Raw genomic sequence first — 9,875 nt, forward strand, 5'->3', positions numbered from 1 at the left:
CAACACCTCATCGCCACCTGGACCGGAACCTGCCCCACCTGCCGACAAACCATCCCATGGCAGACCTACGACACCACCTAACAAAGCACTACTAGTTAGTGTGACCCTCTCGTCTACCCTGCTTGTCTGGTGATCAGCTTGAAGGGGGTAGGGCATGCGAGCTCTGGAGGATGTACGGAATCAGGTGAGGTCTGTGACCTCGCGCCGGTACGTGGAAGAAGCGGTGGCTGCGTACGGTGCAGGGGCTTACCGTGCGGCGCTGATCTCCATCTGGATCGCGGTGGCCGCGGACATCATCGACAAGATCCGGGTTCTGGCAGACCAGGGTGAGGGGAACGCGGTACGACTCCGGGACGCTCTTGACAAGGCAAGCGCCGACAACCAGGTGGGCGCCTTGCAGAAGTTCGAGAAGGAGCTCGTCGACAATGCCCACAAGAGCCTGGAACTGATCGGAGCCCGCGAGGCGGTTGAGCTGGACCGCCTCTACTTGGACCGCCACCTCTGCGCCCACCCGGCCTTCATCCCGGGCGGAGAGGAACTCTTCGCGCCTTCGCCGGAACTCGTCCGCGCCCATCTGGCCACCGCGGTCGACGCTCTGCTGTCTCATCCGCCGGTCACGGGCCGCAAAGCGCTTGAGCGGTTCGGCCTGGAGATCGACTCGGAGTCGTTCCCTGAGGACGACGAACGCCTCAACGACCACCTGCGGGCCAGCTACATGGACCACGGGACGAAGGCGCTGCAGGAAAACCTGGTCAAGGTCGTGTGCAAGGAGACCCTGAAGGCCGATCAGCCGCTGAAACGGCGCTGGCGGCACACCAGGACCGCCCGGCAGCTACAGAAGATCGCGCCCACCATGTTCGACGAGCAGCTGCGCTCCGTCCTCGGGTCGGCGCAGAACCAGCTCACTGATGAGGGCCTCATGGCTCTGGCCACCGGGCTTTGCTACGTGCCAGGCACGTGGGACGCGCTGCACTCCGGAACGCGGGGCCGGCTGGAAGAACTGCTGCGCGTGGTGAAGGCTGTGGAACTGGTCGAGAAGCACCTGCTCTTCCACGGACCGCTTCCCTTCGCTCCGGTCGACACGATGCTGCTGGCGCGGCTCGAGGACATTGTCCAGCCGGGCGCGCTCCGAGGGGCAGCCAACCTTCTGGGCGAGAACTTCGGGAAGAAGCCCGATCCGCGGCTCATTCCTTCCCTCACCGATTTGGCTGCAGATGCGCACTCGTACGAGGGGGGAGCTGCCGTCCTCCAGGTGCTCAACGGCCTGGTACACGCGATGACCGACCAGCAGATGGCGACCCTGCTGCTCGTGTGTGAGGCGAATGGCCAGATTCGGGGATCGGTGTTGGGAAACCGCCAGGTCAACGCGATGCGATGGAACAGTCCGCAGGGCGAGAAGTCCAAGGCGGCGTGGGCCATATGGGATGCCCGTGGCGAGACGGTCCGGGAAGGCACCACCGCGTAGAACAGCCGAAGTGGCCCGCCTGGCCAGCGGGCCACCAGTGGTGCAGCGAGGGCGTCGTGCGTCTCTTGCCCTCGTCAGCCTCGATCGCAGTCCGGCGGCACAGGCCAGATGACGACGAGCCAGCCGTCGATGACCTTCTTCACGCCTTCCGGCTCCCCGTCCGGTACGTCGCCGGGGCGCGGACGCCGTGGGGCAGGGCCTGGCGGAGGTGGGGTGTGGGCTGTGGCCCGTGCGTGGCCCCGTTCGACGAGGCGCTCGCGCACGCCGCGGCGCGCGCGGCGGGTGAGCCGGCTGCAGCTGGATCTCGTGCAGTCCATCAATTCGAGTGAGGCTCTCCATCACTCGACGGTCTACGGCGGGCAGTCGTACAGCGAGGACGAGCTCATCCGGGCGAAGAACGTCGCGGAGGCCGTCGGAGCTCCGCCGACGATGACGCCGGCGCAGATGGCCTCGGCGATCCGAATCGTCACCGGCAGCAAGCTCCTGACCACGGCGACAGCGACGATCCCGGCTCAGCCGACAGCCGAGCCGGAGAAGGACCTCACGACACAGAAGACGGGCGTACGCCGGGTGATCAAACGCCTCGTCGCGCAGCTCAACCGGATCACGGAGACGCCGCACGCGCTCATCCATCACCAGCTCAACCAGCAGTTCGGCGGGACGATCGCGACAGCGACCGTGGACTCGTTGAACAAGCGCGTGGACGTTCTCGAACGTCAGCTGCGGAGCTCGCGTGGACGTTAGCGAGAGCGTGGACGGCGTCTTCGGCTGATGGACGTCGTTACGCCTTCAGAGGCCAGCCTCGCAGGGGCTGGCCTCTGTCGTGTGTCAGCTTTTCGCCAGGTAGCGGTTGTGGGCCGGTTGTTTCTGGCCGCGTCGGCGTGGGCTGGTTGGTCGGGGCGTACCATCCGCTGGTTCTTTCAATGCGGGGGGAAGGCCGAGCGATGGGGACGTTGGATACCGAGCTGGAGGCCTGGGTTGAGACGGCTGAACACTTCTTCTCTGCGCCGGATTCCGAACGGATCTACTTCCGGTGTGCGAGTGCTGCTCTGGGTGAGGAGAAGGCTGCTCGGCTTCTGGATCGGCGCGAGGGGGTCACTCACTCTGCAGCGCTGGAACGCATGTGCGCGGAGCCGTATCGCGGAGAGGTGATTGGGCGGTGTGCTGATCGGCTCCGCACTCGGGGCCGTTTTGAGAGGGCTTGTGCCCAGTTAGATCAGGCCGCGCGTGTTCACGAGCGCTTGGTGGACGGGGCGCAGTGGCGTTGGCGGCCGGTGTGTATGGTGCTGGCGGTTGGCGTTTTCACCTTGGTCGTGTGGGGTGGTCCGCTGATTGCGCTGGTCGTGCTTGTGCTGGCGGCGGGTGTGCTGGCCTGGTTGCACTCTCGAGGTAGCACGGTGTGGGTGAACCTGTGGCAGTGCTTGCGGGCGGGAGCTTCGAAGTACCGCTGGCTGAGGCACCGTGTCCGTGCAGGGTTTCGCGCGGTGGAATGGGCCGGGACTCTGCAGAGGGAGGGGACTGGGCCCTCGGCTGTGGTGCTGGTCCGGGAGATGCTGGGAGAGGATCTTGATTCCCTCCTCATCCGCGGCGAGGACGAAGACGGTCTGCGTACGCCGCGAGCTGCCCACTATCTGGTGGAGAACGCTGCACTTCTGCAGCTGAAGCGCAAGGTGCAGCAGATCGACGGCGGGACCATCGCCGTCTGTGGTCCGCGGGGTTCGGGGAAGACTACGCTCCTGGAGGCAGCCGTCAGGCAGGCGGATTTCGGCGTGCTTGCTCAGGCGCCAGCGTCGTACGCCCCGCAGGACTTCCTGGTGTCGCTGTCGGTGCGCCTGTGCCAGACCTATATCCGCACGCGCGGCAAGCCGGTGCCCCAGTTCACGCGGCTGTCGCCCCTTGCCCGGCTTGGCCGGCGGGTCAGGGCCGGTGTGAAGCGTGTGGGGCGGTGGGCTCTGTTCGCGGTGCCGGCTGCTGCGTTGGTGGTGGTGGCTTCGGCAGCGTCGGTGCGTTCGGTGTATGCCGACAACTTTGCCGCCGGGGCTCATCTTGTGGACGTTGTCTTCAGCCGTGTGCGCGGCGGTGGGGTGGAGTTGTGGCAGGGGCACTCGGTGGCGGGCAGTGTGCTGGTTGCGGTGGCGGGGATCTTGTGGTGGCGGGGACGGCGGAGGGCTGGGGTCGTCCGCGTTCTGCTCCAGGTTCCGGTGGTGTTCGTCGGCGTGATGGGAGTTCTGCTGTTCGCCCTGCTCGTCCGTGACCTGGTCACCGACCAACAGATCCTGTTCGTGCTCCGGCATTTCGAGATCCGCACCGCAGTCATCCTGGGAGTCCTGTTCCTGGTCTGGGAGGGCTGTCGTGCAGCCTCGAAGTCGGACGGCAGCGTCTGGATCAGCTACCGGGAGATCTCGGCCAGGGCTGTCTTCCGCCCTGTCACGTATCTCGTCGGCGGCTTGCTCCTCGTTCTTGTCCTGCGCAACGACCAGATCCGGGCGCTGATCTCCGACTCTGAGAACCCGCTGCGGCTCGTCGGCTTCGTGGTCGCGGTACTGCTGATGAAGGTCGCGCTGTGGAAGCCGCGCCCTGCCGAGTCCCCACTCGTCGAGCGCTGTCAGGACTACCTCTACCGGCTTCAGACCGTCCAGTCGTCGTCGAACGCGGTGAACAGCTCGGTCGCCCAGGTCCTGACTCTGGGCACCGCCCACACTTCTTCGCTCTCGACGATGCCGGTCAGCTTTCCTGAGCTTGTCGATGATTTCCGGCGCCTGCTGGGGCTCATCGCCTCGGAGAAGACCAGGGTGGGGGAGGTCGTCGTGATCGCCATCGACGAAGTCGACCGGCTGGGGTCCGACACCAAGGCACTCGCGTTCCTCAGCGAGATCAAGGCCATCCTCGGCGTGCCGGACGTCTACTACCTGATCTCGGTGGCTGAGGACGTCGGGGCGGCATTCGTCCGGCGGGGGCTGCCGCACCGGGACGTCACCGACAGCTCCCTCGACGACATCCTTCATGTCCAGCCCAGCACCCTGAAGGAGTCCCAGGAGATCCTCTCCAGCCGCTCGGACACGCTGACGAGCCCTTACGCGGCAGCGCTGGCACACGCCCTTTCGGGCGGCGGCCTGCGCGATCTCCTGCGCTACGGCCTGCAGATCCTGGAGATGCAGGAGAAATCGCAGTCGCACGAGCTGACCGAGATCTCACGGCACCTCATCCTGGAAGAGCTGTCCGAGACACTGGCCGGCTTCCGGACTCTGCTGAGCAAGCACCAGTTCTCACGCAGCACAAGCACCATCCTCGGTTCGTTCGGCACACTAGTCCGAGATCTACAGCTTCCGTGCCCGTGCGCCGAGATCAGCCTGCGGCCCAGCCTCGAGCGGTTCGCCTTCTACGGCAGTGCCGACCACCCGGACACCACCGCCGACTCCGACCTGGTCGACACGACGCGCCAGCTCATCGAGGAAGCGTCCGCCTACGCCTACTTCTCCCTGACCCTGCTCGACATCTTCAGCACCAACGGCCTGGACCGACGCACCCGCCTTGCCGCGGCATTCGGCCGCGAAGGCGACCTTCAGCGTCTGGCCGACGCCCGGCAGGAACTGGGGATCTCTCCATACAGCGCACGCACGCTGCTCGACGGCATCCGCACGGCCTGGACACTGCCGCTGCAGCCGAGGATCAACGGGAACATCCCTCTGCAACGAGCCAGTGACTGCTCCATTCACACCGCCTAACGGCGTGGACGCGGGAAGCCTGCATGACCAGTTGGGCCTCCTCAGAGGCGAGCATCTGGTCCGGGGTGAGGGTTTCGCCGCCCTTAAGGCAACAACGGCTCGGCGCCGACGGCCAGCGTGACTTCCGAACTGCTGCCAGATCTGCGTCTTCGACGCGTACAAAGCCACCTCATCAGCCAACAGCACCCGCGAGTGCCAGCCGAACACCGCAGCCCGCACTCCCTTTTCCCTCCGTCCGGACCGCCCGGCATCAGTGCGCGAAGAGCCCGGTGAGGCGGCCGTCGACGACCGTCGCTCGAGTGGCCGCGGCATCGTCGACGAGATCGCACAGCCGGGTCGGCGTGAGTCCGGCCAGGGCCCGGAAGTCACGGCTGAGGTGGGCCTGGTCGTAGTAGCCGGACTCGGCGGCGAGCGCGGCCAGCGACCGGGCCGGGCCCGGGTTGCCGGGACCGAGGCCGCCGCCCGGGTGCCCGTACGAGCGGCCGGCCGCCAGGGTCAGCGCACGCTGGAAGCGCAGCACCCGGCCCACGGTCTGCGGCGGCAGGCCGATCTGCTCGCGGAACAGCGCCTGGAGACGGCGGCCGCCGCGGCCGGTCTGCTGCGCGAGCTGGCGCAGCGTCAGTCCGCCGTGCCGGGCGAGCAGCCTGTCCCACGCCTCGGTCACCACGGGGGACGGCGTCGGCCCCTCCGCCATCCGCCGGCCCAGCTCCGCGTCGAGCAGCGCCCAGCGGGCGTCCCAGTCCGGTGCCTCGGCCAGCCGCTCGGTGAGCCGCCGCGCCCAGTCGTCGCCGAGCACGTCCTCGGCGTGGACCCGTACACCCGCCAGTTCGGCCAGCGGGATCCCCAGGCACGTGTAGGCCCCGGGCGGCGTGAGGTCTACCTCGATCGCCTGCCCGGAGCCCCGGTAGCCGCCCAGCACGGGCGAGGTGTGCAGGCCCGCGACCACGCAGCGCGAGGTCCGCAGCGGGGGACCAGCCCGCGTCGCGAACGTGCACAAGGGCTCGCCCCAGCCCAGGACCAGGGTGACCGTGGCGGCGGGCAGCGTCAGCCTGGGCGGGCTTCCCGGCGGCGTCCGGTATCCGCAGTACTTCACCACCCGGCCCCGTAACCAGTCCGGTGCGGCACGCTCGGCTCTGTCCGCTGTCACTCGGTCCCCCCACCCTCTGCCGGCCGCCGGCCCGTCGAACGCGGTGCGCCTTCGTACAAGACGGGTGTCCGGCCCGCCCGGCAGTCTGGTGGCGAAGCGCGCGGTGGTGAAGGCGAGGACCGGACAGAACGGGCGGAGCAGGGGACAGCGGCTGGTTTCCGGCCGTCCCCCGGGCCCCGCGCAGGCCACGCCGCGCGCCTCGTACGCCGTGTACCTCGAAGCCGTACATGTACCTCGACCTGTACCTCGTACTCCGATCCGACAGGAGACCAGTCATGACGTCCAAGGCCTTACGCCGGGCGGCCGCAGCCGCCGCCGGAACCCTGATGCTGTCCGGCCTCGCGGCCGCTCCGGCGGTCGCGGCCCCGGCCGCCCCGCTGGCGTGTGCTCAGCTCACAGGGCAGAGCTATGGCACGGCCTACATCAAGAACACCTGTGGCTACGCCATCAGCGCCTCCGTGCAGATCGACTGGACGGGAGACCCCGGCTGCATCTGGATCAACCCGGGCCGGACCGGAACGATCCACTGGGACGGCGCGGACGGCCGCGCCAACTACGCTTACCAGTGCTGACGGGGGGCCGGTAAGCGACGGGTGTACGGCGGGGCCGCTGGCCTGCCCGTACACCCGGCTCCGGCACTCGGCCTCCGGCCTGACTCCATGATCCGGCTACGCCACGGTGTTGGCTTCCTTGCCGTCACTGTCCAGACCCGCGTCGATCACTAGCCGGGGAACCGGGCCGCTCGAGGTGTCAGCTGCCGGTCAGTTCCTTGAGCCGGGCGGCGTAGGCCACGGCGATCTGCACCGTGGTGTCCTCGTCGGCCTCCTCGAGCCGGTCCAGGTCGTCCACGGCCCGCTCCCGCCCTGCCCACAGCCTTTCGATGGTCTCCGAGTCCAGGCCGCCGTCGCGGGCCTCGGTGAGGCGGGCGTTGTACCAGCGGATCACCTTCTTCACCGTGCGCTCGGCCTGCTCTGCGTCTCCGCCAGCCTGGTGGAGCGGCTGGGATGTGGGGGCTTCGGGGGTGAGGGGGCCGGTCACGGCGTACCACCTTGGTCGGGTTGACGCCTGTCCCTCTACCTCGACCTCGCCGTCCTGCGCTTCCTCGACCTCCGCCGCACCGGCCGCACCCCCGCGCCCGCGGACTTCGGCACCGACTTCCCGGCCCTGCTCACCCACACCCTGGCCGACCTCACCCCCGACGAACGCCACCTCCTGCGCGCCGTCAGCCTGCTGGACGCCTTCGACCTCCCCCTGGCCACCACCACCGCCGGCCTGCCCCACCTCTCCGCAGCCGCTCGCCTGGTCGAGCGGCCCTTCGTCCGCAACGACCCCTTCGCGCTGTGGCCCCACCACCTCCACGCCCTCATCCGCTCCACCCTGCGCACCGCGGACGACGCCACCGACGGCCGCTGGACCGACACCGACTGGCAGCAGGCCGCCGCCCGCGCGCTGGCCGCGCTCGGCGCGCAGTGGCCGACGAGCAGCGGTCCGGACCGGCGCCTGCTCGTCGGCTGTGAGCCAAGGCCTCGCCCTGGCCCGCGACCACCAGCTCGAACTGGGCTGGCTCACCGACGCCGCCTGGGCCTACACCGACGACTCGGTGTGGGAACCCCTCCCCATGCCCGTTCGACAGTTCTTGAGTAGCGGGACTGCACGGACGCGTACGACTTCCTGGAGCAGATCCGGCTGAGGCCCAGCATGTGGCTGCCCGGTGGCTCGATCGAACACCTCCAGGCCATGCTGAGCTTGCCCAGCCAGCCCCGCGACCGGTCACCACGGCCGACCGCGACCGATCCGGCACCCGCGATCGGTCAAACAGCACGTCAGCCCCGTGACCGGTCCGTGCAACTCCCACCGCGCCGATGACCGGTCATCGGTCACCGGCCCCCAGCATCCTCGCCGGGCAGCCGGGGCTGACGGTGGCCGATGACCGCCCGGCCCGCTCCGGCGGGTGGGTAAGCCGGTGCGCGGGGCGGCTTGCCCAGCCTCCCCTTGGGCTTGCCCGGCGGGCGTCGCGGTCAGCCGCGGCGACGGAAGAGGCCGCGGCTGCGCCAGGCCGGCTCCCGGTCGGCCTCCAGAGGCGTAGCGGCGCAGCTCGCGTTGTTTGGTGTACTGGTCGGCGTTGTGACACAGAGGGAGATCAATGAGCACGGGTCGGTTCGAGCTGGCGTACACGGGTGGAGTCCACGGGTACGCCGGGAGGATGGCGACGCACATGTGGTCCGGGACGGTGGACGGCTTCGATCCCGTGGAGCTGCGCTACCCGGTGGAGTCGCTGTACGACGGCACCTACTACGCCTCCGAAGTCGTGGGGCAGGGCATACCGTCGATGGTCTTCCGCGGCATCGAATACGGCGGGCGGCCACGCCTGGCCAAAATGGAACTGCAGACCGATGGCTGGGAGGCCAAGGTGAAGCGGCGGAGCCTGGCCGTGAGCCGGCACGGCCGCGCCCTGCGGATCGACGTCGCAGGACGCTCGTACCGGTACCTGTCCGTGGGCGGGCGAAAGAAGCACGAGCTGCGGCGTGAGGGCGCATCCGTGACGGTGACCCGCTCGGAATGGCGCCTCCCGCGCCGGATCGCGGGCACGTGTCAGGGCCGGGTCGACGGCATGGACATCGGCCTGGCGATCCTGCTGGAGGCCACCTACTCCCGGAACCTGACGTTCTGTGGCGCGCTCTACTCGTGGCCGGGCCGGTTCCTGACGCGGTTCTTCCAACTCCCGCTCGGCTGACGCGGTGGCGGCCACCGGCCGGGTTGTCGCCCTTGTTGGTCTTCGCCTTCTGGGCGGGCGGCGCCGTCGGCCCGGCTTCATGCCGTTGGTGCCCCCGGCCTCGTGACCGTTCCGGTCACACCGCTAGGACCGGTCCAGCAGGGCCGCGAGGCCACCGAAGACGACGAGGACGATGGTGGTGAGCGCCGCGCAGGTGACGAGGACCAGTCCTCCATCCCGGCAGTGTCGTTCACGCGGTCACCTGCGGGAGCCGCTGCGGCGGGCCGCGAGCAGTCCGGCGGACACCAGTAGTGCCGTGGTGAGCAGCGTCGCGCCCGTCACGAAGGTCCAGCCGGGCCATCCGGGGGTGGTGTAGGCCGCCTCGTACGGGGACGCGGCGCAGCTCGTGGTCGAGTCGCACACGATGTGCTTGGCCGTCCTCGCGGCCAGGCCCCACAGGACGCCGTAGAGAGAGATCAGCAGCGCGCCGAGCGTCATGACGGCCGGTACGGCGTACCACCCGCCGTGCGGGCGCCGCCGCCGGGGCGCCGGCGGGCCGTACGGATACGCGGGCACCACACGAGCCGGGTCCATCGGACGCATCAAGGCCTCCTGCGAATCGAGGTCAAGGACCCGCACATCTTTGCCCGTCAACCAGCCGACGGCATGAGTGCGGATACTCAGACGCCAGGCAGTGACTCGCCGAGGTCTGGACGCGTCATCGCTTCCGCCCCCCCCATTACCTTCTTGGTGGCCCCGCAATGGGGCGCCCGGCCTCCGGAGTTGGCATGACTTTCTCCCCCTGTCGATCGCATGGCCTGGGGG

8 protein-coding genes are annotated in these 9,875 nt (G+C 68.9%); 5 read left to right on the top strand and 3 right to left on the bottom strand.

Annotated features, from left to right (window positions below):
* The first annotated feature begins 193 nt into the window (after window positions 1-193).
* The 3 genes from ACQKM2_RS40230 to ACQKM2_RS40240 all read left to right on the top strand — a co-directional run bounded on the left by ACQKM2_RS40230 (window position 194) and on the right by ACQKM2_RS40240 (window position 5,190).
* A complete protein-coding gene (locus ACQKM2_RS40230) occupies window positions 194-1,465 on the top strand; it encodes a hypothetical protein (protein ID WP_427719039.1) in 1,272 nt (423 codons plus the stop codon).
* A gap of 282 nt (window positions 1,466-1,747) precedes the next feature.
* On the top strand, window positions 1,748-2,209 hold the full coding sequence (locus tag ACQKM2_RS40235; protein ID WP_427719042.1) for a hypothetical protein: 462 nt from the start codon (window positions 1,748-1,750) through the stop codon (window positions 2,207-2,209).
* 788 nt (window positions 2,210-2,997) lie between these two features.
* Window positions 2,998-5,190, top strand: coding sequence for a hypothetical protein (locus tag ACQKM2_RS40240; protein WP_427719043.1), 2,193 nt, complete (start codon window positions 2,998-3,000; stop codon window positions 5,188-5,190).
* A gap of 250 nt (window positions 5,191-5,440) precedes the next feature.
* On the opposite strand, the gene ACQKM2_RS40245 is transcribed toward ACQKM2_RS40240, so the two are convergent.
* Entirely contained in the window at window positions 5,441-6,337 is an 897-nt protein-coding gene (locus ACQKM2_RS40245) for a helix-turn-helix domain-containing protein (protein WP_427719046.1), read from the bottom strand.
* 275 nt (window positions 6,338-6,612) lie between these two features.
* Between ACQKM2_RS40245 and ACQKM2_RS40250 the strand changes: the two genes are divergently transcribed.
* Entirely contained in the window at window positions 6,613-6,909 is a 297-nt protein-coding gene (locus ACQKM2_RS40250; RefSeq protein WP_427719048.1) for a hypothetical protein, read from the top strand.
* Window positions 6,910-7,087: 178 nt separating this feature from the next.
* On the opposite strand, the gene ACQKM2_RS40255 is transcribed toward ACQKM2_RS40250, so the two are convergent.
* Complete coding sequence (locus ACQKM2_RS40255; protein WP_427719050.1) at window positions 7,088-7,696, bottom strand: hypothetical protein; 609 nt, start codon at window positions 7,694-7,696, stop codon at window positions 7,088-7,090.
* A 784-nt stretch (window positions 7,697-8,480) separates the two neighbouring features.
* Here ACQKM2_RS40255 and ACQKM2_RS40260 point away from each other — a divergent pair.
* Window positions 8,481-9,071, top strand: a complete 591-nt coding sequence (locus tag ACQKM2_RS40260) for a hypothetical protein (protein WP_427719052.1) — start codon at window positions 8,481-8,483, stop codon at window positions 9,069-9,071.
* Between the two features lie 237 nt (window positions 9,072-9,308).
* Here ACQKM2_RS40260 and ACQKM2_RS40265 read toward each other — a convergent pair whose 3' ends face one another.
* Entirely contained in the window at window positions 9,309-9,653 is a 345-nt protein-coding gene (locus ACQKM2_RS40265; protein ID WP_427719054.1) for a hypothetical protein, read from the bottom strand.
* Between the last annotated feature and the right edge of the window lie 222 nt (window positions 9,654-9,875).

The organism is Streptomyces sp. NPDC004126 (genome assembly GCF_050275515.1).
Classification (GTDB): Bacteria; Actinomycetota; Actinomycetes; order Streptomycetales; family Streptomycetaceae; genus Streptomyces.

What these genes read in the sequence shown, in the direction of transcription:
- ACQKM2_RS40250 (WP_427719048.1), top strand. Translation starts at nt 6,613, where the DNA reads ATGACGTCCAAGGCCTTACGCCGGGCGGCCGCAGCCGCCGCCGGAACC.
- ACQKM2_RS40260 (WP_427719052.1), top strand. Translation starts at nt 8,481, where the DNA reads ATGAGCACGGGTCGGTTCGAGCTGGCGTACACGGGTGGAGTCCACGGG.
- ACQKM2_RS40265 (WP_427719054.1), bottom strand. Translation starts at nt 9,653, where the DNA reads ATGCGTCCGATGGACCCGGCTCGTGTGGTGCCCGCGTATCCGTACGGC.